This is a genomic window from Corynebacterium sp. 2571A (assembly GCF_055700935.1).
The window spans coordinates 561,417-583,714 of sequence record NZ_JASTTE010000002.1 but is presented as its reverse complement, the minus strand read 5'-3'; the positions used below and the strand labels follow the sequence as shown (position 1 = coordinate 583,714).

Sequence of the window (22,298 nt, the reverse complement as noted above, 5' to 3'; positions counted from 1 at the left end):
TGCTTAGTTCTCGTCCGGGAGGGTGAGGATCTCGTTGCCGTCCTCGGTGATGACCAGGGTGTGCTCGAACTGGGCGGTGAACTTGCCGTCCTTGTTCTGCACGGTCCAGCCGTTGGACCAGATGTCGTAGTCCAGGGAGCCCAGGTTGATCATCGGCTCGATGGTCAGGGTCATGCCCGGCTCCAGGACGTTGCGGTAGGCCATGGAGTCGTAGTGCAGCACGACCAAGCCGTTGTGGAAGGTCGGGCCCACGCCGTGGCCGGTGAAGTCCTCGACGACGTTGTAGCCGAAGCGCTTGGCATAAGACTCGATGACGCGGCCGATGACGTTGACCTCACGGCCCGGCTTGGCGGCCTTGATGCCGCGCATCATCGCCTCCTTGGTGCGCTCAACGAGCAGCTTGTGCTCCTCGGAGACGTTGCCGGCGAGGAAGGTGGCGTTGGTGTCGCCGTGCACGCCGTTCTTGTACGCGGTGACGTCGATGTTGACGATGTCGCCGTCCTCAATCACGGTGCTATCCGGGATGCCGTGGCAGACAATCTCGTTGAGGGAGATACAGCACGACTTCGGGAAGCCCATATACCCCAGGGTCGACGGGTAAGCGCCGTGGTCGCACATGTACTCGTGCGCCACGCGATCGACCTCGTCGGTGGTCACGCCCGGGGCCACCGCCTTGCCGGCCTCCTGCAGGGCGTTGGCCGCAATCTTGGAGGCCTCGCGCATGGCCTCGGTGGTCTCCGGAGTCTGGACGAATGGCTCCCCGATATTTTCTTGGACCGTGTCCTTCCAGACGTATTCGGGGCGCTCGATGGACTCATCGACAGTGCGCACGGGAGTTTCTTTACCAGGTTGCAGTTTTCCGCGGTTAGTCATGCTCTCCATCGTAGTCCCCATGACGGCCAAGCAACCCGCCGGGTTCAGGCGTCGTTGACGCTGCGCGCGGCGCGCGTTAGTTCTCCGCCGGGGCCGCCGGCGTGTCCGGATCCGGCTCGGCGCGGTACTGGTCCAGTTTTTGGAAGAAGCTGTCCGTTATCGCCACGGAGACCTCCGAGCCGCCGCCCAGGACCACCAGGGTGGCAAAGGCGATATCATCGTCGGCGCGGTAGCCGGTAAACCAGGCGTGCGAGCCCTCGTTGATCTCGGCCTCGCCGGTCTTGCCGTGGATTTCGCCGGCGGCCTGCATGCCGGAAGCCGTACCGTTAGTCACCGTCGCCCGCATCATCTGCCGCAGCTTGTCGATGACCTCCGGGGTCGGCCCGTTGACGTCCTCACTGGCCTTAGTCTCCCGGCCGGCCAGCAGGGTCGGCACCGGCCGCTTGCCGGCCGCCACGGTCGCAGAGACCAGCGCCATGCCAAACGGGCTGGCCAGGTCGTGTCCCTGGCCGTAGCCGGCCTCGGTGCGCTCCAGCGGCTCCTCGCCCACCGGCACCGAGCCGGTGATGGTGTTGAGGCCCGGCACCTCGTAGTCGATGCCCAGCCCGAAGGCCTTGGACATGTCTTTCAGCTCGCCCGGGGCCAGCTTGGTGGAGATATCGGCGAAGGTCGTGTTGCACGATTGGGCAAACGCGCGCTCGAGCGGGACATCCCCCAGCGCGAAGCCGTTGTAGTTGGTCACCACGCGGCCGTAGATATCCATCGTGCCGGGGCACGGCACGATCGTGCTGGGATCCAGGCCTTGATGGTCAACGCCCGCCCCGGCGGTGATGATCTTGAATACCGAGCCCGGCGGGTACTGGCCCTGCAGGGCCAAATCGCCCTTCTTGTCGGCCTCGGGAGTCTGCGCGACGGCCAGGATTTCGCCCGTCGACGGGCGCATTGCCACCATCATGGCCTCCTGCCCCGCCCGGGCATCGACGGCCTCCTGGGCGGCGCGCTGGACGTCGTAGTCGATGCCCACCTTCAGCGCCGGCGCCGGCTCCGGGGGGTGGCGCTCGACGTCGCTGAGTGCGGCGCCGTGCTCGTTGACCACGGAGATGCTCCAGCCGTTGTTGCCGTCCACATCATCCTGGACCAGGGAGCGCACGCGCGACATAATATCCGGCGCGAAACCGGGGTCCTTCGTCACCAGGGCCGGTTCCTCGTTAAGGCGCACCGCGTCCACCCCGGCCAGCTCTTCCTGCAGGATCTTGCCGGCGGCCTCGCTGTACATCCCGACCGAATAGGTGCCGGTGTTGTCCTCCAGCGTCTTGGCCAGCTCCTTGGCGTCGATGTCGCCGACGGCCTCATCCTCGGCTTTGGCCCGGGAGACCGCGTCGGCAATCCGCGCGGCCAGACCGCGCGGCGAGGAGGTCTTCTCCCCGTCTACCAACAGGCGGAACTCCGTGCCGGGCTTGAGCAGCTCCACCCCGTCGGAGCTGACCACCCCGGCCCGCTCGGCTTCGATGGCTCGCAGCTCCAGGTGCTGGTTCGCCCCCAGTTTGGGATGGATCATCGACGGCTGCCAGCGCACGGTCCATTCGTCGTTGGACTTGGTCAGCGCCATCTGGGTGTCGTACTGCAGCTGGCGATCCCGCGGCAGCGTCCACGTCACCGAGTAGTCAACCGTCGCGTAGCCCGGATCGTGGCTGTTGACGCCGGCCAGCTCGAAGTCCACGCCTTCGGCCTGCAGGCCGTCGTAGCTTTCTTTGAAGATCTGCTGCGTGGTCTCGGCGTTGTCGACCAGCCCGTCCAGGGACTCCCTATCGCCTTCTTCGAGAGCGGTGAAGACCTCTTCGGCCACCGGCTCGACCGAAGGCGGCTTCGGAGTGCAGGCCACTACCCCGCTACTGCACAACGCTGTTACGCACAGCAAAGCCACCGCCTTTTTCATATGTGCAAACATTACTCACGCGGTGGCTGCGGGCCGCGACCAACACATCTTTCGTGCCGGCCTAGGCCAATTTGTTACTTAGTGACGCGGACCTCGGCCTTGGCGCCCTCGACGGCTTCCATGCCCTCTTCCTCGGCAATGCGCTGCGCTTCCTCGATGAGCGTTTCGACGATCTTGTCTTCCGGCACGGTCTTGATGACCTCGCCCTTGACGAAGATCTGGCCCTTGCCGTTGCCGGAGGCAACGCCCAGGTCGGCATCGCGCGCCTCGCCCGGGCCGTTGACCACGCAGCCCATGACGGCCACGCGCAGCGGGAACTCCATCCCGTCGAGGCCGGCGGTGACTTCCTCGGCCAGCGTGTAGACATCCACCTGGGCGCGGCCGCAGGACGGGCAGGAGACGATCTCCAGCTTGCGCGGGCGCAGGTTCAGCGACTGCAGGATCTGGTCGCCCACCTTGATCTCTTCCACCGGGTCGGCCGACAGGGACACGCGGATGGTGTCGCCAATGCCCTGGGACAGCAGCGAGCCGAAGGCCACCGAGGACTTGATGGTGCCCATGAACTTCGGGCCGGCCTCGGTAACGCCCAGGTGCAGCGGGTAGTCCGTCTGCTCGGCCAGCTGGCGGTAGGCCTCCACCATCAGCACCGGGTCGGAGTGCTTGACGGAGATGGCGATGTCGCCGAAGCCGTGCTCCTCGAAGAGGCCGGCCTCCCAGATGGCGGACTCGACCAGGGCCTCCGGGGTGGCCTTGCCGTACTTTTCCAGCAGGCGCTTGTCCAGGGAGCCGCCGTTGACGCCGATACGGATCGGGATGCCGGCGTCGCCGGCCGCCTGCGCGACCTCCTTGACGCGGCCGTCGAATTCCTTGATGTTGCCCGGGTTCACGCGCACCGCGGCACAGCCGGCCTCGATGGCCTGGAAGATGTACTTCGGCTGGAAGTGGATGTCCGCGATGACCGGGATGGGCGACTTCTTCGCAATAGCCGGCAGCGCCTCGGCGTCGATGGGCTTCGGACACGCGACGCGCACGATGTCGCAGCCGGACGCGGTCAGCTGCGCGATCTGCTGAAGCGTGGCGTTGATGTCGTGCGTTTTGGTGTTGGTCATCGACTGGACCGAGATGGGGTGCTCCGAGCCCACGCCGACGGGGCCGACGGAAAGCTGACGGGTCTTGCGCCGCGGGGCCAGGGTAGGCGGCGGTCCTTCGGGGATGCCGAGACCAATAGAGGTTGACATGCACGCTCCTTGCTTGTCTGATTTTGCCGGCCTGTCCTCACCCCTCCGACAGGTGCCGCCCGCAGCGGGCGGAAACCGGCTAGGAAAAGTAGGGACAGGTTGTGCGGTACTACCGATAACGCCCCCACTTTAGCACTGCCTGCCGCGCACCGACGCCTGCGCTGGGGAGGGCCGGTCAGCCGAAGAGCCGGATGGGATTGACCACGTCCGCGATGATGATGACCACGCCGACGGCCAGCAGCGCCGCTGCGATCGCATAAGTCACGGGCATGAGCTTGGTGTAGTCCGCCGGGCCGGCGGGTTGCTTGCCGGCCATGCGCCGGAAGAAGTCCCGGATCTTTTCGTAAATGACCACCGCGATGTGGCCGCCGTCAAACGGCGGGAGCGGTATGAGATTGAACAAGGCCAGGAAGAAGTTCAGCGTCGCCAGCATCATGAAAAACGCCGCCCACAGGTTGTTCTCCACCAGCTCGCCGCCGACGCGGGAGGCGCCCACCACGGACATCGGGCCCTGCTCGTCGCGCTCGGCGCCGAAGATGGAGGCCACCACGCCCGGGATCTTCGCCGGGAACTGCTTGATCCCCTCGACGGTCGCCTCCAGCATGTTCCACGAGTAGTGCCACGTGGCCGGCCACGCCTCCCAGAAGCCGTACTGCCGGACCGTGTCCAGCGGCCGGTTGACCAGCCCGATAGACCCGGCCTCGACTAACTCGCCCTGCGGGTTCGGGCGCAGGACGGTATCCAGCTGCACCTCGACGGTACGCGGCTGGCCGTCGCGTTCGATGCCCAGCTCGACGGTCTTACCCGGCAGCTGGATGACCTCGTCGCGCAGGGCCGTGAAATCCGGTACCTCCTCGCCGTCCAGGGTCAGGATGACATCGCCCGGGCGCACCCCGGCCGCCGCCGCGGGGCCGTCGCCCTGACACGGCCTCAGGTTGCCGGCGGCATCCGCGTCGGCGCTGCAGACGGTCTCGCCCACGCGCGGGCGGTAATCCGCCTTCGGATCGGGCAGGCCCGCGGTCTGGGCGACGATGAAGAGGATCAGAAAGCCCAAGACCAGGTTCACGGCCACCCCGCCGCTGAGCACCGCGATGCGCTGCCACCACGGCTTGGTGTACATCGCGTGGGGCTTTTCCTCCTCGGTGAGGAACTCGTCCTGCGGGGTCATGCCCGCGATATCGCAGAAGCCGCCGACCGGCAGGGCGGCCAGCCCGTACTCGGTATGCCCGCGGGTAAAGCCCACCAGCTTCGGGCCGAAGCCGATGAAATAGCGGCGCACCCGCATCCCGAAGGCGCGGGCGGTGAGCATGTGCCCCGCCTCGTGCAGGGCGATGGTAATCCCGATGCCTAGGGCGAACAGGACAATCCCCAAGATATTGGCCATTAACAGTACCGCTTTCTAGCTGGCTAGCGGGCGTAATAATCCACGCGCTCGTTGGCGCGGGCGCGGGCCTCGCGCTCGACGGCGAGGACATCGTCGACGCTTGAGGGTACACCAGCATAACCGGCGCAGTCACCTACCACTTCGCCCACGATGTCCACGATGCGCGGGAAGCGGATCCGCCCGGCCAGAAACGCCGCGGCCGCCTCCTCGTTCGCCGCGTTGTACACCGCGGGGTGGCTGCCGCCCGTGGTCGCCACCTGGCGGGCCAGCTGCACCGCGGGGAAGGACTCATCATCCAGCGGCTCGAACTCCCACGTGTAGGCGTTGCTAAAGTCCAGCGCCGGCGCCGCATCCGCCACGCGGTTCGGCCAATCGAGGGCGAGGGAAATCGGCAGCTTCATCGACGGCGGGGAGGCCTGCGCCATGGTGCAGCCGTCGGCGAAGGTGGCCATCGAGTGCACGATGGACTGCGGGTGCACGGTGACCTCGATATCGGCGGCCGGCACGTCGAAGAGCAGAGTCGCCTCGATAAGCTCCAGGCCCTTGTTGATGAGCGTGGCCGAGTTCAGGGTGTTCATCTGCCCCATCGACCACGTCGGGTGCTGGGCAGCCTGCTGCGGGGTCACGTCCCACATCTGCTCGCGGCTCCAGCCCCTAAACGGCCCGCCCGAGGCGGTTAGCACCAGCGAGCGCAGCTCGCCGCGCCGGCCCGCCAGCAGCGCCTGAGCCATGGCGGAGTGCTCCGAGTCTACTGGCACGATCTGCCCCTGACGGGCGGCGTTGGTGACCAGCGCGCCGCCGGCCACCAGGGATTCCTTGTTGGCCAGCGCCAGGTAGGCGCCGGTCTCGATGGCGGCCAGCGTGGCCTTCAGCCCCAGCGAACCGACCAGGGCGTTAAGCACCGTGTCCGCGGCAACCGCGCGGGTAAGCTCCTCCGCGGAGTCTGGGCCGGCGATAACTTCTCCGCCCAGCGCCGCCGAGACCTCCGCGGCGGCCTGTCGGTCGGCTACCGCGACGTGGTTAGCCGAAAGGTTGAGTTGCCGGGCCTGCTCCGCGATGGCCCGCGGGTTGCTGCCGCCGGCGGCGATGCCGACGACCGCGAATTTGTCGGGGTTGGCCCGAATGACTTCCACTGCTTGGGTACCGATTGAGCCGGTAGATCCCAGGATCAGAACGCGCTTAATACTCACCCGTCCTAGAGTAGTAGCTCCGCCGGCCCCGCGCGGCGGGGGTGTTCGATCGCACGGGCCCGCGTCAATGTTCTAAAATAGGGCCCAGATAGTTGGCCTATAGCGCCGTGCCGCGCCCCGGCCTGGGGCGTGTGTTTAAGGCGCACACGCAAAAGGAGTGCACGTGTCTTCCCACAAGTTGGTTCCTGAGGTCCACGGCGGAGTTTCCACCGATGACGTCCCCTCGGCAGAGTTCGGCTGGTCCCGGACCCCGCATACCGGTGTTCAGGTTGCCGGCTGGATCACCGTCCTGATCCTGCTGGGCTACAACTTCGGTAACCACCACGGCCACGTGGAGACTATCTACCTCTTCCTCTTTGCCGCGCTGATCGCCATCGGCCTCATCATCGACCTCTTCCAGCCGAAGATGAAGCAGGTGCGCACCATCACCGCGCGCAACCAGCCGGAGGGCTACCAGGAGCTGGACTGGACCTACGAGCAGAAGACCGTCGGCGGCCCCTACGCCGAGCTGACCGACTCCCAGCTGCGCGCCCTGAACATCGAGCCTTCCCGCGTCTCCCACCTCCGCGTCGGCGAGGCCGTCGAGGCCACCGGCAAGGCCGTCCCGACCGCCGAGGTAGAGCGCTAAAAAGCGCCTAGCCGCGCAAGACTAAAGCCGCCCGCCCTCTTCCCGGGGCCGGCGGCTTTGTCGTGTCCGCAGCAGGTGACCCTGCCCCGCGCTACTTCACGTAGGTGCCGACCTTGGCGTAGACTTCCGGCATCTGCTTGTCCACGCGCTTGCCGCAGATTACCCAGGCCGCCGCGTAGATCGCCACGGGAAGGGCCACGGTCACCAGCACGCCTAGGCCAGTGAGCAGGGCCGAGGACTGACTCACCCCGAGGATCATCAGGATTCCGCCGGGCGCAATCGGCAGCCAGCCGGCCAGCAGCACGACGAAGGCGCTGATAAACGCCGCGGCCTGCATACCGGACTTGTCCGTCCAGGGGTTCTCCCCGGGCGCGGACATGGGGTACGGGTTGAACGTGGTCATCACCATGGACAGGCCGCAGGACGACAGCAGCAGGCCCAGGGTGGCCACGCCCACGAGCGCGGTCAGCGAGGGATCGGGCTGGATGATGAGCAAGATGACGAAGAGGACGACCGTCGCGATAACGCCCGGGGTGATCATGGCCAGGTGGCGGGCGTAGAGGAAAACACGCGGGCGCACCGGTGCTACCATGGTCACCCAGTTGCTGGGCCCGGCGTAGCCGAAATCGTTGGAGGCGCTAATCCCGCCCAGGACCCCGGTAAAGGCCATGATAAACAACGCTTCCGCCCCGCGGCCACCCAGGCTCATCACGACGGCGAAGACGATAATCACCGGCAAGAGCAGCAGCGTGGACGACAGACGCGTATCGCGGATAAAGTAGCGCAGCACGCGCTTGTATTCCATCGCGCCCGGGCTGGCATAGGGCAGGCCCGCCAGCCGCAGGGCGCCCACGCCCTGGGCCCGCGCCCCCTCGGCGGCCTGTGGCCCCGACTCGTAGGCCTGGCGGAAGCTGCGGGAGACCTGCCAGTGCCACAGCCACACCCCCAGGGCCAGGAAGACCACGGCGGCCAGCAGCTGGCCTAAAGCCTGCGCCCACTGCCCGTTGGCTACCGATGCCGCCCAGCCCATTCCGGCGCCCAACGGCGTCCAGGCGGCGACCTCGCCGAAGCCGATTATCGGCAGGCCCTCGACGCCTAAGTTCTGGACGGCGATGAAGCCGAAGATCAACACCACGAAGCCGGCCCCGGAAATCATGGACGTCCGCGTCTTGCTGGCGCCCATCTCCTTGACCACCAGTTGCGCTCCCCCGGCGACCACCTCGGTCCACACCACCGCCAACGCCAGCGAGACGGCCTGGCCCAGGACGAAGACCACGATCATCGCGGCGGCGCCGTTAGCCGCCAGCACGAAGGAGCCAGCCACCGCGAAGATGAGCGTGACCGCGGCGGCGATGAAGACGCGGCTGGACCACAGCGCCACCCGCGCGAGCCCGCGCTCGGCCGTGGCGGCGTCGATGGGCAGGCCGCGCAGGTCTATCGGCCCGACCTGCCGCTCACCGGCGGGCATGAAGATGCTAACGACGATCAGCGCCGCCGTGCCAAGGGCCACGGCACCGGTCAGGGCGTGGAAGCGGCCCGGGCCGGCGGAGACCTCCAGGCCCACGTTCAGGGTCACGCTGACCAGTCCGATGAGCGCGTAGAAGCCGAAAAGAGCCACCATCCACGTCTGGGATGGGTTGGACTTAAAGCTGCGCGTCCACAGCGTGCGGTGGAGAGAAAACAGGGTCGCCGGGACCGAGTTCTTAGTCATCGCGGCCACCCCGCAGCCAGCCCAGCGAGCCCTCGGCCAGGGAGCCGCCGCCGGTCAGCTCAATAAACAGGTCGGTCAGGCTGCGACCCTGGCGCACGTTATCGACGTGGCCGCAGGTGGCCACCCGGCCGCGGTGGATGACCGCGACGTGATCGCACAGCCCCTCGACCAGCTCCATCACGTGGGAGGAGAGAATAACGGTCTTGCCGCCGGCGACGAACTCCCGCAGGATCGACTGGATGAGCCGGCCGGAGACCGGGTCGACGGCCTCCAGGGGCTCGTCCAGCACCAGTACGTCTGGGGCGTGCAGCAGGGCGCCGGTCAGCAGGATCTTCTTGGTCATGCCGGCCGAATAGTCCGCGATGTACTTGGAGCCGGCATCGGAAAGCTGCAGCGCCGCCAGCAGCTCCTCCGAGCGGCTAGCCACCACGGACTCCTCCATCCCCCGCAGCGCGCCCAGGTAGTAGAGGTACTCGGGGCCGCTCAGGCGGTCAAAAACCGGGGCGCCGTCCATGAGCAGCCCGACGCGGGCCACCGCCTGGTTGTGCTCGGCCCACACGTCGTGGCCGGCCAGGTAGGCCTGCCCGGCATCGGGCCGCACGAGCCCGCAGGCCATCGTCAGCATAGTGGTCTTGCCGGCGCCGTTAGGGCCCACGATGCCGTAGAGCGAACCGCGCGGGATATCCAGGCTGAGGTTGTCCACGGCCGGGGTGCCGGAAAAGGCTTTACTCAGGCCCCGCACGGCGAAGGCCTGAGTCGTCGGATCAGCGGCGAGCTGAGGAAAACTGGGCTGCGTCATGCCCGACAGATTATCAGCCGGCTATCAGCCCCGCAGGATAAACCTAAACGCCGGCCGGCTCCTTGGCGTCGGCGGAATCCTCGTCCCGCTCCTCGGCCGCCAGCTGGCCACAGGCCGCGGCGATCTCCTGGCCCTTGGTATCACGCACCGTACACGGCACGCCCTGGGCCTGGACGCGGCGGACGAACTCATCCTGGCGCGCCTTCGGGGCCGCGTCCCACTCCGACCCCGGCGTCGGGTTCAGCGGGATGACGTTGACATGCACCTTGGAGCCCAGCGCCTGGTGCAGCTTGCGGCCCAGCATGTCCGCGCGGAAGTCCTGGTCGTTCTTGTCGCGGATGAGCGCGTACTCGATGGACACGCGCCGCGAGGTCTTGTCCACGTAGTAGCGCGCGGCGTCCAAGACCTCCTCGACCGACCAGCGGTTGTTGATCGGCACCAGGGTGTCGCGCAACTCGTCGTCCGGCGTGTGCAGGGAGACCGCCAGGGTGCAGGAGAGGTCCTCGTCCGCCAGCTCGCGGATGGCCGGGGCCACGCCCACGGTGGAGACGGTCACGTTGCGCATGGACATGCCGAAGCCGAAGGGCGCGGGGGCGGTGATCTGGCGCACCGCCTGCACGACGCGCTTGTAGTTGGCCAGCGGCTCCCCCATGCCCATGAAGACGATGTTGGACAGCCGGCCGCCCTCCGCGGCCATCTCCTTGGCCGCGTTGCGGACCTGTTCGACGATCTCCGCGGTGGACAGGTTGCGATCCAGCCCGCCCTGGCCGGTCGCGCAGAACGGGCAGGCCATGCCGCAGCCGGCCTGGGAGGAAATGCACAGGGTCGCGCGGCCTGGGTAGCGCATGAGCACCGACTCCAGAAGCGTGCCGTCGTGCAGGCGCCACAGGGACTTGGTGGTCTCCCCGTCGTCCGTGCCCGAGTGCTTGATGGGGGTCATCAGCTCCGGGAAGAGCGCGTCCTGGATGTCCTGCCGGGCGCTGGCGGGGACATCGGTCATGTCTTCGACGTTGTTGGTGTAGTGGACGTAGTAGTGCTGCGCGAGCTGCTTGGCGCGGAACTTCGGCAGGCCGAGCTCGGCGAGCTTGGCCACGCGCTCATCGTGGGAGAGGTCGGCGAAGTGCTTCGGCGGCAGACCACGCCGCGGGGCCGAGAAGTTAAGTTTCACAGACTGTGCCATAATAGCTCCCATTTTGGCACGTCTGCGGGCTAAGTGCCCAATCTAAGGGCGTCCGCGCGGCCCAGAAGTGGCGCAATCAACCCACGACACGTTTAAATATTTATATGACACATTCCCAAAACGCAGAACCGGATTACACCGACGCCTACGCGGGCGCCGGCTCGAAGAACGCTAAGGCCCCCGCCACCACCGGCGCGGGCGCAGATTCCGGTGCCCTAGAGACCACCCCGGCCACCGAGGAGAAAACGCAGGGCAAGGGCAAGGTCTCCGGCTCCTTGGCCGCTTCTACCTGGGTCGCGCTCATCATCGGCTTCCTGCTGCTTATCCTGCTGATCGTCTTCATCATGCAGAACCAGCAGTCCGTGCCGGTCAACTTCCTCGGCTGGAGCGGCGACTTCCCCGCCGGCATCGCCTTCTTGCTGTTTGCTATCGCCGGCGCGCTGATTATGGCGTGTGTCGGCGGCTGGCGCATGTTCGAGCTGCGCCGCCAGGTCAAGCGCGCCGGGCGCTAAGTCGCCAGGTAGGACATTGCCACCCAGGTGACCATGGCCGACGGCAGCATGCCGTCGAGCCGGTCCATCAGGCCGCCGTGGCCAGGCAGGATGGCGGACATGTCCTTGATACCCAGCTCGCGCTTGAACTGGGACTCTACCAGGTCGCCCAGGGTCGCGCAGAAGACCAGGCCCACGCCCATCAGGGCGCCAATCCAGGCGTCGGTGTGGAGCAGGAACTTCACGCTCAGTGCGCCGGCCACGGTGCCAAAGAGGATCGAGCCGGCGAAGCCCTCCCAGGATTTCTTGGGGCTCACCGCCGGGGCCATCGGGTGCGAGCCAAACATCACGCCCGCGACATAGCCGCCGGTGTCCGAGGCCACCACGCACAGCATGAACGTCAGGATGGAGGCCGAGCCGCTGGCCAGCGGGGTTTCCACCCGCGAGAGCATGGCGGCAAAAGTGCCGAAGAGGGGGATCCAGGTCAGCACGAAGATGCCGACCGACATATCCCGCATGTAGTGGATGGGCGGGCGGTGCCGGCCGTTATGGAACAGGCGCCCGAACATCAGCGCCAGCACGGCCGTGACGTAGACCGCCACCAAGCCGCCGGCTTCCGCCGGCCAGGAAATCCAGACCATGGCCTGGCCGCCGATGATCATTAGCGTGCGCGGCAGGTGGTAGGAATGCTCCCGCAGGCGGGTGAGCACCTCCCACATGGCCACGCCGACGGCCACGGAGACCACCGGGTACCAGGCCAGCGGGCCGGCCCAGACCGCAAAGATGACCAACGCCCCGAGGGCGACCCCCACCCCGGTGGCGGCCGAGAGGTTGCGTCCCGCGCCGTTCTTCGGCTTCGGCAGGTGGCGCCGAGCGGGCGCCGCCTCAGCGGGCGCGGGATCGGGCGAAGCGGGATTGGTCACAATCATTCCTTCAGTTGGCAAAGAAGTATCGAAAGGGCACTAAAACTCGGCCGCCGCGGCAGGCTAATCGCGTGACGCGGCGGCACCCTACTCATATCGCTGGCGCGGAGGCTAGACCTCCATCAGCTCGCTTTCCTTGTTCTCGACCAGCTGGTCGACCTGCTCGATGTAGCTGGAGGTGGTTTTCTCCATCTCCTTTTCGGCGGCCACGACCTCATCCTCGCCGGCGTCGCCGTCCTTCTGCAGCTTCTTCAGCGACTCCATGGCCTTGCGGCGGATGTTGCGGATGGCGATCTTGCCGTCCTCGCCCTTGGACTTGGCCAGCTTGACCATGTCCTTACGGCGCTCCTCGGTCAGCTGCGGCACGGTAACGCGCAGCACGTGGCCGTCGTTGGTGGGGTTAACGCCCAGGTCGGAGTTGCGGATGGCGTTCTCGATTTCGCCGATCATGGACTGCTCGTAGGGCTTGATGAGCAGCATGCGCGGCTCCGGGACCGACACGGTAGCCATCTGGGTGATAGGCGTCGGGGCGCCGTAGTACTCCGCCACCAAACCGTTGAACATAGCCGGGTTAGCGCGGCCGGTGCGGATAGTCACCAGCTGCTCGCGGGTGTGCTCCACGGAAGCGGCCATGTGCTCTTCCGCGCTGAGTTGAATGTCGTCGATCATCAGTTAACGTTTCTCCCTTGAAATATCGAAACTAGCTGGGGAAAACCCTAGCAGGTTTGACGCTTCTTTTGCTATTAGGACTGCACCAGGGTGCCGATCTGCTCGCCCGCCACGGCGCGGGCGATATTGCCCTCCTCCAGCAGGTTGAAGACCAGGATTGGCATGTTGTTGTCCATGCACAGGCTGAAGGCGGTCGCGTCCGCGACCTTGAGGCCCTTCTCGATGACCTCCTTCGGGGTGATCTCGGTGTAGAGCTCGGCATCGGCGTTAGTGCGCGGGTCGTCGGAGTAGACGCCGTCGACGGCCTTGGCCAGGAAGAGGACCTCCGCGCCGATTTCCAGCGCGCGCTGCGCGGCGGTGGTGTCCGTGGAGAAGTACGGCATGCCCATGCCCGCGCCGAAAATGACCACGCGGCCCTTTTCCAGGTGGCGCTCGGCCCGCAGCGGCAGGTAGGGCTCCGCGATCTGGGCCATGTTGATGGAGGTCTGCACGCGGCAGTCGACGCCCAGCTGCTTCAGGAAGTCCTGCAGGGCCAGCGAGTTCATCACCGTGCCGAGCATGCCCATGTAGTCGGAGCGGGCGCGGTCCATGCCGCGCTGGGACAGCTCGGCGCCGCGGAAGAAGTTGCCACCACCGATGACGACGGCGATCTCCGTGCCGTTGTTCGCCACCTCAGCGATCTGCCGGGCTACGTTTTCGACCACGTCCGGGTCGATGCCCACCTTGCCGCCGCCGAACATCTCGCCGCCGAGCTTGAGCATTACTCGCTTGTAGCCGGTCCTGTGTGCGCCTTCTGGGGTGGTTACAGGCATGTCGTCTCCTTTGTCATGGAACGTAGAACAAGGTTTCTTTCGTTTCGACTTATCGTCCAAACGCGAGTCGCATTCATTCTACCCACTTCGGCCGCCCGCTTCCCCATGCCCCGCCCGCGCTTGCCCGTGCCGGCGCGTGGCACCCCCTAACGCAACGAACCCCAGGAAGTTTGCCTCCCGGCTGGGAGCTAACTTCCTGGGGTAAAGCCTGCGCGCGTTCGTACGCTGGGCTGGGGCCTATATTTAGGCGCCCACCTCGTAGCGGACGAAGCCGGTGACGGTGGTGCCGGCTTCCTCAGCGACCTGCTTGACGGTCTTCTTGTTGTCGGAGACCGAAGCCTGCTCCAGCAGGACGACGGACTTGAAGAAGCCGTTCAGGCGGCCTTCCACGATCTTCGGCAGGGCAGCCTCCGGCTTACCCTCCTCGCGGGTGGTGGCCTCGGCGATCTCGCGCTCCTTCTCCACGATCTCGGACGGGACGTCCTCGCGGGTCAGGTACTCAGCGTTCATGGCGGCGATCTGCAGAGCGACGGCGTGAGCGCCCTCGGCGTTGCCCTCGTAAGCAACCAGCACGCCCACTGCCGGCGGCAGGTCGGCGGAGCGCTGGTGCAGGTAGGTGGCGACGTTGTCGCCCTCGATGGTCACGGCGCGACGAGCCTGCAGCTTCTCACCGATCTTGGCGGACTCTTCGTCGATCAGGGTGGAGACGGCCTTGCCGTCGATCTCCACGGCGTTGAGCTCCTCGGTGGAGTTAGCCTTAGCGGCAGCGGCAGCCTCGGCGATCTTAGCGGCGAAAGCCTTGAAGTCCTCGTTCTTCGCCACGAAGTCGGTCTCGCAGTTAATCTCGACCATGGTGTTGCCGGACACGGCCACCAGGCCCTCGGTAGCTTCGCGGTCTGCGCGCTTGGAGACGGACTTAGCGCCCTTGATGCGCAGCAGCTCGACGGCCTTGTCGTAGTCGCCGCCAGCTTCCTCGAGTGCCTTCTTGCAGTCGAGCATGCCGGAACCGGTTGCCTCGCGCAGTGCCTTGACGTCTGCAGCAGTGTAGTTCGCCATAATTCGGGCGATCCTCCTTGTGTAAAAAACGATGTTCGATGCACAAGCGTAGCCGATTAGCTCAGGTGCCGCCGGCGTAGGGTGGCCTTTTTACACTCCCCAAGCCGGGCTGAGGCCCGCTTGTTCTAAAGCTTCAGTGCTCATGCCGCTTGCCTCGGCACTCACCGCGCCCGCGGCGGGTGGTAAATAGCCAAGGTAAGCGTGCACCAGCATACGCTACAGCAAACCCCCGGGCCCACCGTTTCCGACGGGCGCGGGGGTAACTGTTATTCAAGCCTCAATCAGGGCTTAGTTGCCGGCCGGCTGCTGGCCTTCCGGCTTCTGGACCTGGCCCTCAACCTTGAGTGCTTCGTCCGGGGACTGCTCGGCCTCGGTAGCGGAAGCCGGATCGGAAGCGGCGGCGGCCTCAGCGGCGTCGCGCTGCTCCTTGGAGGCGGAGTCACCGGCGGCTTCCTTAGCGGCGGCCAGCTGGCGCTCTTCGCGAGCCTTGCGGCCCTCCTCGACTGCGGTGGCGACGATGCCGGTCAGCAGCTTGGTGGAGCGGATGGCGTCGTCGTTGCCCGGGATCGGGTAGTCAACGTCGTCCGGGTCGCAGTTGGTATCCAGGATGGCAACCACCGGGATGTTGAGCTTGTGAGCTTCCTTGACTGCGATGTGCTCCTTGTTGGTGTCCACGATCCACAGCGCGGACGGAGCCTTGGTCATGTCGGAGATGCCGCCCAGGACGCGCTCCAGCTTGGTGCGCTCGCGGTTGAGCATCAGAACTTCCTTCTTGGTGCGGCCCTTGTAGCCGTCCTCGGCCGCGTCCATGGCCTGGAGTTCCTTCATGCGCTTCAGACGCTTAGCAACGGTCTGGAAGTTGGTAAGCATGCCGCCCAGCCAGCGGTGGTTGACGTACGGCATGCCAACGCGCTCGGCCTCTTCGGCGACGGCTTCCTGGGCCTGCTTCTTGGTACCCACGAAAAGGATGGTGCCGCCGTGTGCGACGGTCTCCTTGACGAACTCGAAGGCCTCATCGATGTAGGTCAGGGTCTGCTGCAGGTCAATGATGTAGATGCCGTTACGGTCGGTGAAGATGTGACGGCGCATTTTCGGATTCCAGCGACGGGTCTGGTGGCCGAAGTGCACACCAGCGTCGAGGAGCTCGCGCATGGTTACGACTGCCATGTTTCGCTCGCTTTCCTAGTTCGGTTTTGGTTTTGGACAAATGATTCGTGCGGGTTTTTATCCCGCACCCTGGCTACGAAGGCCGTGGCCAACACCCCGCTTTAACCGCGGGGACCGCGTTGGCCGCGACTGCTGCGCACCTTCTAGCAGGAGGCAGCGGCTTCGCCGCGCGTAGTCAGCACGCCCGCGCGCGTGTAAAAGACGAAAAAGCTCAGTCCGGCACGCAAGACATACTGCTGCGCTCAATAATAGCCCGAAACCCTGGCCGCGCCAAAACATAAACGCACCTGTGGATAACCCCGTGTTGACAGGTCAACCAAAGCGGCCGATTTCGGCGAGTTATCCACAGGCCGCGCGGTCGCCTCTTCCCCGCCGGCGGCATCCCGGCCACAGTGAAGGCATGACTATTCAACGAATTGTTCCCCGTATCCTGTCCGCCTGCTGTTCGACCACCTTGTTCCTGTTTCTGCTAGCACCCCCAGCCGCCCTGGCCTACGTCGATCCCGTCTCCGGCTCCCCGAACCCGGGCCAGGTGCTGCGCGGCTTCGACCCGCCGGCCCAGCGCTGGCTCGCCGGCCACCGCGGCGTCGACCTGGCAGTCTCGGTCGGCTCCCCGGTCCGCGCCGCCGACGACGGCCGCGTCGCCTTCGCCGGGGTGGTCGCCGGCAAGCCGGTGGTCTCCATCGACCACGCGGACGGCATCCGCACCACCTACGAGCCCGTCCACGCCCGGGTCCGCCGCGGCGAGGCCGTCACCGCCGGCCAAACCATCGGAACCCTCGGCCACCCACACGACGGCAAGCCCGGGCTGCACTGGGGCGCGAGGCGCGGCTCGGAAGACTACCTCGACCCGCTCAGCCTGCTAGGTCAACCGGTCATCCGCCTCAAGCCGCTCTAGGGCGCTTGCTCTTGACGGCCGGTCCCCTACGCCCGCGGGTGTGCCTGCCGGTAGACCTCCTGCAGGCGCTGCGCGGAGACGTGGGTGTAGACCTGCGTGGTCTGCAGCGAGGAGTGCCCTAAAAGTTCCTGGACCACCCGCAGGTCCGCCCCGCCTTCGAGCAAATGCGTCGCCGCGGAGTGCCGCAGCCCGTGCGGGGACAGATCCGGCGTGCCGGTCACGGCCCCGGCGCGCTCGACGATGCGCCTGACCTGGCGCACATCAATCCGTTTGCCCCGCACCCCGACGAACAGCGCGTCCTCGACGGCGGCCATGCGGGGGCGGGCATCGTCGAGCCAGTGCGCCAGGGCATCGGCGGCCGCGTGCCCGAAAGGCACCACCCGCTGCTTGTTGCCCTTACCCGTGACCCGGGCGGTGCGCCGGGCGAGATCGACGTCGCCGCAGTCCAGCCCCGCCAGCTCCGCGACGCGCATGCCGGTGGCGTACAACAGCTCCAGGATGGCGCTGTCGCGGACGAATTCCTCCTCGTTGTGGGAGACCGCGTTACCGACCAGCTCGCCGGCTTGGGGGATGCCCAACACGGTCGGCAGGTGCTTGTCCACCTTGGGGCTGACCAGCCGCGCGGCCACGTCGGCGTCCAGGTAGCCCTGGCGCTGCGCCCACGTGGAAAAGGCGCGCACCGCCGCGGTCCGGCGCGCCAGGGTGGAGCGGGCCTTGCCCTGGCTTACCGCCTCCGCCAGCCACGCGCGCAACGCGTTGAGGCGAAACTCCGCGAAGGTGCCCACGGTCCGGGACAAGTCGAGCAGGTCGGAGCGGTAGCCGCGCACGGTCGCCGCGGACTTGCCTTCCACCAGCCGCTGGTGTTCGGCGAAGTCCTCGATCGCCTCGGCCAGCTGGCCGGCGGGGTGGGGCGTGGTAGTCATGCCCCACAGTCTAGTCCGCGGGGTGTGGGACTTTCGCGGGCAGCGTCGCGCCTGGCTCCTAGTGCCCGTCCTGCAGGCTGTCGCGGACCCAGAAGTTGCCCTGGCGGCGCACCAGCTGCTGCTTTTCCAGCACGACGAGCAGGTGGATGGCCAGCGGCAGCCGCATCCCGGCATCGCGGGCGATGTCCTGGGCGCGGGCTCCCTCGGCGCGGTCGCTGGGCGGGACGGCGTCAAAAACGCGCAGCTCGTTGCGCGACAGGCGCTGGGTGGGGCTGGCGGCGAAGTCCAGCTCGAACTGCTCGCCGGCGTCCACCTGCCCCACCGGGCTGATGAGCTCCCTAATCTGCTCTCCGTTTGCTACCAGCTGGGCCCGCTGGTCCTGGATGCGCAGGTGGCAGCCCACCGACCCGCGGCCGGTAATCGGCCCCGGCACGGCCATGACCACCTTGCCGAGCGCCTCCGCCCAGTTGGCGGTGTTCAGCGCCCCGGAGCGAAACGAGGCCTCCACCACCACGGTCCCGGCCGTTAGCGCGGCGACCAGCCGGTTGCGCGTGAGGAAGCGGTGGCGCTGCGGCGTGGTGCCCGGCGGGTACTCGCTGATCATGACGCCGCGGGCGGCGATGGCGTTAAACAGCGGCTCGTTGCGCGCCGGGTACGGGTAATCGATGCCGCACGCGGCCACCGCCACCGTGCACCCGCCGCTGTCGAGTGCCTGCTGGTGGGCTGTGGTATCAATCCCGAGAGCCCCGCCGGAGACCACCGTGACGTGGTGCTGGCACAGGTCCCGGGCGAGCAGCTGCGTCGCCTCGTAGCCATAGCGGCTCATCGCCCGGGTGCCGACTAAGGCCACGGACTCCCGCACGGCCTGCTGCAGGTTGCCGCCGCGCACCCACAGCGAATGCGGGGCGACGGCCTCCGCGTCGAAGCTGGCCGGGGCCTCCCCCGCCGCCTGGGCGAAGAAGCCGAAGGCGCTCCCAAATTCATCGTGGGGCCATTCCGGGTCCGCGGGGGTAATCAGCCGGGCGCCGACGCTACGGGCGGCCGCCACGTCCTCGTCCTGGCGCAGCCAGTCGCGCCGGCTGGCGGTCTGGCGCAGAAGCGGGCCTATCCAGTCCCGGGCGTGGTAGACGCCGTGGGCGACCTCGTCGACCGGGTACTCGCCCAGCAGCGCGGCCAGGTGCCGCGATGGGCCCTCCACGACCCGGTTGAGGTAGACCCAGGCGTCGAGTTCGTTACGCAAGTGAAAATCGGGCATAAAAGTATTCCTCCCCCTGTGGTTGTGTCGCCTAGAGCGTCGAGTCCTGCCGCAGCTCCAGCGCCTGCGAGACCAGTTCCAGGTCCGGTTGTGCGAGCCCTGCCAGGTCCGCGAGCGTCCAGGCCACCTTCAGCGCCCTATCTATGCCGCGCTGCGTGATATCCCCCATCAGCAGCAGGGCCTTGAGCGTTTCCATCGCGTCCTCCGTCGCCGGGTATTCCCGGCGCATCCAAAACGTCGGCACCGCCGCGTTGGTGCGGGCATCCAGGCCGGCCTGCCGCCACCGGGCGGCGGAGCGCTCCCGGGCCGCGGCCACCCGCTCGGCGATGACGGCGGAGGGCTCCTCCTCCGCGCTGCCGATGACCGCGCCCTGGGCGTTCAAGCTCAGGATGATGTCCAGGCGGTCGCGCAGCGGGCCGGAGATGTTGCGCAGGTAGTTCTGCCGATCGGCGGAGCGGCACCTGCAGCGGGAGGCCTGATCGGCGCCGCAGCGGCACGGGTTAGCGGCCATGACCAGCTGGAAGCGCGCGGGGAAGCTGACCTCCCGGCGCGCCCGGGTCACGCGCACGATGCCCTCCTCCAGCGGCGCGCGCAGCCCGTCCAGGAAGGCAGCGGGGATTTCGGAGACCTCGTCGAGGAATAGCACCCCGTTGTGGGCGAGGCTGACCGCGCCGGGCCGCACGCGCGCTCCCCCGCCGCCTAACAGGCCCGCCCGCGTCACCGAGGAGTGCGGGGCGATAAACGGCGCGTGCCCGATGACCGTCCCGGCCGATCCCGCCAGCGAGTGGACGGCGGTGGTCTCGACGGATTCGTCGATGCTCAGCGGCGGCGGGATACTGGGCAGGCGCGCGGCGATCATGGACTTGCCGGAGCCGGGCGGGCCCACCATCATCAGGTGGTGTCCGCCGGCCGCCGCGATCTCCGCGGCCTTCTTCGCCGGCGCTTGTCCGGCCACGTCCCGGAAGTCCAGCGGCGTGCGCGGCGCCCGCGGGTGCGCGCCCGGCCCGGCTGCCGCGGCCGCAGTGTCCAGCGGGGTCGCCCCGCAGACCCACGCCAGCGCCCGCTCGAGCGTCGGCGCCACCAGCACGTTCATGTCGGAAAGCAGAGCGGCCTCCGCGGCGTTGTCCGGCGGGATGAGCACCGTGCGGTAGCCGTGCTTGCGCGCCGACAGTAGCGCCGGGATGACCCCGGGCACCCCGCGCACGGTCCCGTCCAGGCCGAGCTCCCCCAGCACCAGGCAGCTGGCCAGACGTCCGGCGGGGCTCGCGCCGTCGATGCCCGTTTCCAGGTCCGCCTCCGGCCCCATCGCCGCGACCAGGATGGCCAGCGACATGGGCAGGTCGAAGTGGGAGCCGGACTTCGGCATGGACGCCGGCGACATGGAGATGATGATCTTCGTCTTGGGCCAGCGCAGCTGCGAATTGGTCACCGCGGTGCGCATGCGCTCCCGGGATTCCGTGATGGCGGTATCCGCTAGGCCCACCACGTGGGTGCCGGGCAGCCCGGCCCCGATATTGGCCTCGACGGTGACCACATTGGCCAGGACCCCGTCGAGGGCGGTCGTATAGCATTTACCGAGCGCCATCATCGACCCCCGGGTAATGCTCGAGCTCGAAACCTGCGCCGCAGGTCACCAGCGCCACGACGTCGAAGCGCACCTGCGCGAAAGGCTTGTCCTTCAGCCAGAGCCGCGCCGCCTTGCGCAGGCGCGCCAGCTTGCGCGGGCTCACGGCCTCGGCGACGCCGAAGTCGCGCCGGCTGCGGGTTTTGACCTCGACGAAAATGACGGTCTCGCCCGCCAGCACGATAAGGTCAATCTCCCCGACCGCGTAGTGGACGTTGTGGGCCAGGACTTGGCCGCCGCGGCGGCGGTAGAACTGCGCCGCGTAGGCCTCCCCGCGGCGGGCTAAGGCATGGTTGCGTGTATAGGCGGTGTGCATGTAGAAATTCCCCCAAAAATTCTGTGGCTTGAAGCTTGTGCCCGAACGGCACACCCACATCACACCGCCGCAGTCAACCCCCGCACAAGGGCAGGCCTCCCCGCAACCGCCAAATCTGTGGATAACTGCTTAGCACCCCGAGTTATCCACAGGCGCCGCGCCCTTAAAGTTGCGCGCTGCCCCGCCAGCGCCTATAGTGGCGCGCCCTTAATCGGGCAGTACGAAATCGGGCTTGTCGAGCTCCTCGATGTTGACGTCCTTGTAGGTGATAACGCGGACGTAGCGCACGAAGCGGGCCGCGCGGTACATGTCCCAGACCCAGGCGTCCGACATGCGCACCTCGTAGTAGACGTCCGCGCCGGAGGTGTGCGGGATGAGCTCTACCGCGTTCGCCAGGTAGAAGCGTCGTTCGGTCTCGACCACGTAGGAAAACTGGCTGACCACGTCGCGGTATTCGCGGTAGAGCGACAGCTCGACTTCAGCCTCGTAGTTGTCCAGGTCCTCGGCACTCACGTTGGTCTTCCTCCTTAGCGCGTGGGCAGGTAATAACGCCCAGCATATTCTGCCCGCGGTCCGCACACGTCAAGGCGCGCCCAGGTATTTTCGCTGCGCGGCGGCGACGTTGGCGTAGCTCAGGCGGTGCTGCGGATTCACGCCGAGCTCCTCGATGGCGCGCGTGTGCGCTGCCGTCCCGTAGCCCTTGTGCCCGGCCAGGCCGTAGCCCGGGTAGCGCTCGTCGAGTTCCACCATCAGCCGGTCCCGGGAGACCTTGGCCAGCACGCTTGCCGCCGCGATGCACCGAGCCGCCGCGTCGCCGCCGGTCATCGGCAGCTGCGGGCAGGGCATGCCGGGCACCTTCAGGGCATCGGTAAGCACGTAGCCCGGCCGCACGTCTAGGCGCGCGACGGCGCGCCGCATCCCGGAGACGTTGGCGTGCTGGATGCCGCGGTGATCGATGGCGGCGGGCCCAATGTGCACGATGGCAAAGGCCCGGGCGCAATCCTGGATGATGGGATAAAGCCGCTCGCGCGCCCGCGGAGTGAGCTTCTTGGAATCGGTCAGGGTGGAAAGCTCGGGGATGATTCGCTCTGGCAGCACGCACGCGGCGATGCTGATAGGCCCGCAGCACGCCCCGCGGCCGGCCTCGTCCACGCCGGCGACCGGCCCCAGGCCCGCCTTGGATAGCGCGACCTCGTAGGTCCGCAGCTGTTTCAGCGCCCGCACG

Annotated in this window: 22 protein-coding genes; 3 read left to right on the top strand and 19 right to left on the bottom strand. The window is 67.2% G+C overall.

All coding sequences use genetic code 11. From position 1 onward, the window contains the following. Positions 1-3: 3 nt before the first annotated feature. The 5 genes from map to dxr all read right to left on the bottom strand — a co-directional run bounded on the left by map (position 4) and on the right by dxr (position 6,621). Complete coding sequence (gene map, locus QQS53_RS06140) at positions 4-873, bottom strand: type I methionyl aminopeptidase (protein ID WP_472774997.1); 870 nt, start codon at positions 871-873, stop codon at positions 4-6. 76 nt (positions 874-949) lie between these two features. Further along, positions 950-2,809: a penicillin-binding transpeptidase domain-containing protein gene (locus QQS53_RS06135; RefSeq protein WP_472774996.1), complete on the bottom strand. Its 1,860-nt coding sequence runs from the start codon at positions 2,807-2,809 to the stop codon at positions 950-952. A 74-nt stretch (positions 2,810-2,883) separates the two neighbouring features. After that, a complete protein-coding gene (gene ispG, locus QQS53_RS06130) occupies positions 2,884-4,047 on the bottom strand; it encodes a flavodoxin-dependent (E)-4-hydroxy-3-methylbut-2-enyl-diphosphate synthase (RefSeq protein ID WP_070769459.1) in 1,164 nt (387 codons plus the stop codon). 175 nt (positions 4,048-4,222) lie between these two features. Further along, a complete protein-coding gene (locus QQS53_RS06125) occupies positions 4,223-5,431 on the bottom strand; it encodes a M50 family metallopeptidase (RefSeq protein WP_472774995.1) in 1,209 nt (402 codons plus the stop codon). A gap of 23 nt (positions 5,432-5,454) precedes the next feature. Next, the gene (gene dxr / locus QQS53_RS06120) at positions 5,455-6,621 is read right to left on the bottom strand and encodes a 1-deoxy-D-xylulose-5-phosphate reductoisomerase (RefSeq protein WP_472774994.1); all 1,167 of its coding nucleotides are present in this window, start codon (positions 6,619-6,621) and stop codon (positions 5,455-5,457) included. A gap of 163 nt (positions 6,622-6,784) precedes the next feature. On the opposite strand from dxr, the gene QQS53_RS06115 reads away from it, so the two are divergent. Further along, complete coding sequence (locus QQS53_RS06115; protein WP_472774993.1) at positions 6,785-7,249, top strand: DUF2631 domain-containing protein; 465 nt, start codon at positions 6,785-6,787, stop codon at positions 7,247-7,249. A 91-nt stretch (positions 7,250-7,340) separates the two neighbouring features. Here the strand turns inward: QQS53_RS06115 and QQS53_RS06110 are convergent, their stop codons facing one another. Genes QQS53_RS06110 through rlmN form a run of 3 tightly spaced genes read right to left on the bottom strand, consistent with a single transcriptional unit; the run spans position 7,341 to position 10,939 of the window. Then, a complete protein-coding gene (locus QQS53_RS06110; protein ID WP_472774992.1) occupies positions 7,341-8,960 on the bottom strand; it encodes a hypothetical protein in 1,620 nt (539 codons plus the stop codon). Next, the gene (locus QQS53_RS06105; protein WP_472774991.1) at positions 8,953-9,759 is read right to left on the bottom strand and encodes an ABC transporter ATP-binding protein; all 807 of its coding nucleotides are present in this window, start codon (positions 9,757-9,759) and stop codon (positions 8,953-8,955) included. The genes QQS53_RS06110 and QQS53_RS06105 overlap by 8 nt, the downstream gene beginning before the upstream one ends. Before the next feature lie 43 nt (positions 9,760-9,802). Next, positions 9,803-10,939, bottom strand: coding sequence for a dual-specificity RNA methyltransferase RlmN (rlmN, locus tag QQS53_RS06100; protein WP_472774990.1), 1,137 nt, complete (start codon positions 10,937-10,939; stop codon positions 9,803-9,805). A 104-nt stretch (positions 10,940-11,043) separates the two neighbouring features. On the opposite strand from rlmN, the gene QQS53_RS06095 reads away from it, so the two are divergent. Then, positions 11,044-11,451, top strand: a complete 408-nt coding sequence (locus QQS53_RS06095) for a LapA family protein (RefSeq protein ID WP_472774989.1) — start codon at positions 11,044-11,046, stop codon at positions 11,449-11,451. On the opposite strand, the gene QQS53_RS06090 is transcribed toward QQS53_RS06095, so the two are convergent. From QQS53_RS06090 to rpsB, 5 genes are all read right to left on the bottom strand, one after another. Continuing rightward, complete coding sequence (locus tag QQS53_RS06090) at positions 11,448-12,353, bottom strand: phosphatidate cytidylyltransferase (RefSeq protein ID WP_472774988.1); 906 nt, start codon at positions 12,351-12,353, stop codon at positions 11,448-11,450. The genes QQS53_RS06095 and QQS53_RS06090 overlap by 4 nt on opposite strands. A gap of 111 nt (positions 12,354-12,464) precedes the next feature. Then, positions 12,465-13,022, bottom strand: coding sequence for a ribosome recycling factor (gene frr / locus QQS53_RS06085; RefSeq protein ID WP_472774987.1), 558 nt, complete (start codon positions 13,020-13,022; stop codon positions 12,465-12,467). A gap of 74 nt (positions 13,023-13,096) precedes the next feature. Next, positions 13,097-13,834 (bottom strand): UMP kinase, encoded by a 738-nt coding sequence (gene pyrH / locus QQS53_RS06080; RefSeq protein ID WP_472774986.1) that lies wholly within the window; start codon positions 13,832-13,834, stop codon positions 13,097-13,099. Between the two features lie 243 nt (positions 13,835-14,077). Beyond that, positions 14,078-14,890: a translation elongation factor Ts gene (tsf, locus tag QQS53_RS06075; RefSeq protein WP_472774985.1), complete on the bottom strand. Its 813-nt coding sequence runs from the start codon at positions 14,888-14,890 to the stop codon at positions 14,078-14,080. Positions 14,891-15,178: 288 nt separating this feature from the next. Beyond that, positions 15,179-16,057 carry a 30S ribosomal protein S2 gene (rpsB, locus tag QQS53_RS06070; RefSeq protein ID WP_472774984.1) on the bottom strand — a complete coding sequence of 293 codons (879 nt, stop codon included), beginning with the start codon at positions 16,055-16,057 and terminating at the stop codon, positions 15,179-15,181. Positions 16,058-16,457: 400 nt separating this feature from the next. On the opposite strand from rpsB, the gene QQS53_RS06065 reads away from it, so the two are divergent. Further along, complete coding sequence (locus QQS53_RS06065) at positions 16,458-16,955, top strand: M23 family metallopeptidase (protein ID WP_472774983.1); 498 nt, start codon at positions 16,458-16,460, stop codon at positions 16,953-16,955. Positions 16,956-16,981: 26 nt separating this feature from the next. On the opposite strand, the gene QQS53_RS06060 is transcribed toward QQS53_RS06065, so the two are convergent. The 6 genes from QQS53_RS06060 to QQS53_RS06035 all read right to left on the bottom strand — a co-directional run bounded on the left by QQS53_RS06060 (position 16,982) and on the right by QQS53_RS06035 (position 22,297). Next, positions 16,982-17,878: a tyrosine recombinase XerC gene (locus tag QQS53_RS06060; RefSeq protein WP_472774982.1), complete on the bottom strand. Its 897-nt coding sequence runs from the start codon at positions 17,876-17,878 to the stop codon at positions 16,982-16,984. Positions 17,879-17,936: 58 nt separating this feature from the next. Beyond that, positions 17,937-19,133 carry a DNA-processing protein DprA gene (gene dprA, locus QQS53_RS06055; protein ID WP_472774981.1) on the bottom strand — a complete coding sequence of 399 codons (1,197 nt, stop codon included), beginning with the start codon at positions 19,131-19,133 and terminating at the stop codon, positions 17,937-17,939. Positions 19,134-19,164: 31 nt separating this feature from the next. Then, complete coding sequence (locus QQS53_RS06050; RefSeq protein ID WP_472774980.1) at positions 19,165-20,718, bottom strand: YifB family Mg chelatase-like AAA ATPase; 1,554 nt, start codon at positions 20,716-20,718, stop codon at positions 19,165-19,167. Continuing rightward, on the bottom strand, positions 20,705-21,073 hold the full coding sequence (locus QQS53_RS06045; protein ID WP_472774979.1) for a YraN family protein: 369 nt from the start codon (positions 21,071-21,073) through the stop codon (positions 20,705-20,707). The genes QQS53_RS06050 and QQS53_RS06045 overlap by 14 nt, the downstream gene beginning before the upstream one ends. 207 nt (positions 21,074-21,280) lie before the next feature. Next, complete coding sequence (locus tag QQS53_RS06040; RefSeq protein ID WP_070768865.1) at positions 21,281-21,586, bottom strand: DUF2469 domain-containing protein; 306 nt, start codon at positions 21,584-21,586, stop codon at positions 21,281-21,283. Between the two features lie 69 nt (positions 21,587-21,655). Continuing rightward, entirely contained in the window at positions 21,656-22,297 is a 642-nt protein-coding gene (locus tag QQS53_RS06035) for a ribonuclease HII (protein ID WP_472774978.1), read from the bottom strand. Position 22,298: the final 1 nt, after the last annotated feature.

Coding starts and splice junctions, on each gene's coding strand:
- map (WP_472774997.1), bottom strand. CDS start 873: ATGACTAACCGCGGAAAACTGCAACCTGGTAAAGAAACTCCCGTGCGC.
- QQS53_RS06135 (WP_472774996.1), bottom strand. CDS start 2,809: ATGAAAAAGGCGGTGGCTTTGCTGTGCGTAACAGCGTTGTGCAGTAGC.
- ispG (WP_070769459.1), bottom strand. CDS start 4,047: ATGTCAACCTCTATTGGTCTCGGCATCCCCGAAGGACCGCCGCCTACC.
- QQS53_RS06125 (WP_472774995.1), bottom strand. CDS start 5,431: ATGGCCAATATCTTGGGGATTGTCCTGTTCGCCCTAGGCATCGGGATT.
- QQS53_RS06110 (WP_472774992.1), bottom strand. CDS start 8,960: ATGACTAAGAACTCGGTCCCGGCGACCCTGTTTTCTCTCCACCGCACG.
- QQS53_RS06105 (WP_472774991.1), bottom strand. CDS start 9,759: ATGACGCAGCCCAGTTTTCCTCAGCTCGCCGCTGATCCGACGACTCAG.
- rlmN (WP_472774990.1), bottom strand. CDS start 10,939: ATGGCACAGTCTGTGAAACTTAACTTCTCGGCCCCGCGGCGTGGTCTG.
- QQS53_RS06095 (WP_472774989.1), top strand. CDS start 11,044: ATGACACATTCCCAAAACGCAGAACCGGATTACACCGACGCCTACGCG.
- frr (WP_472774987.1), bottom strand. CDS start 13,022: ATGATCGACGACATTCAACTCAGCGCGGAAGAGCACATGGCCGCTTCC.
- pyrH (WP_472774986.1), bottom strand. CDS start 13,834: ATGCCTGTAACCACCCCAGAAGGCGCACACAGGACCGGCTACAAGCGA.
- tsf (WP_472774985.1), bottom strand. CDS start 14,890: ATGGCGAACTACACTGCTGCAGACGTCAAGGCACTGCGCGAGGCAACC.
- rpsB (WP_472774984.1), bottom strand. CDS start 16,057: ATGGCAGTCGTAACCATGCGCGAGCTCCTCGACGCTGGTGTGCACTTC.
- QQS53_RS06065 (WP_472774983.1), top strand. CDS start 16,458: ATGACTATTCAACGAATTGTTCCCCGTATCCTGTCCGCCTGCTGTTCG.
- QQS53_RS06060 (WP_472774982.1), bottom strand. CDS start 17,878: ATGACTACCACGCCCCACCCCGCCGGCCAGCTGGCCGAGGCGATCGAG.
- dprA (WP_472774981.1), bottom strand. CDS start 19,133: ATGCCCGATTTTCACTTGCGTAACGAACTCGACGCCTGGGTCTACCTC.
- QQS53_RS06050 (WP_472774980.1), bottom strand. CDS start 20,718: ATGGCGCTCGGTAAATGCTATACGACCGCCCTCGACGGGGTCCTGGCC.
- QQS53_RS06045 (WP_472774979.1), bottom strand. CDS start 21,073: ATGCACACCGCCTATACACGCAACCATGCCTTAGCCCGCCGCGGGGAG.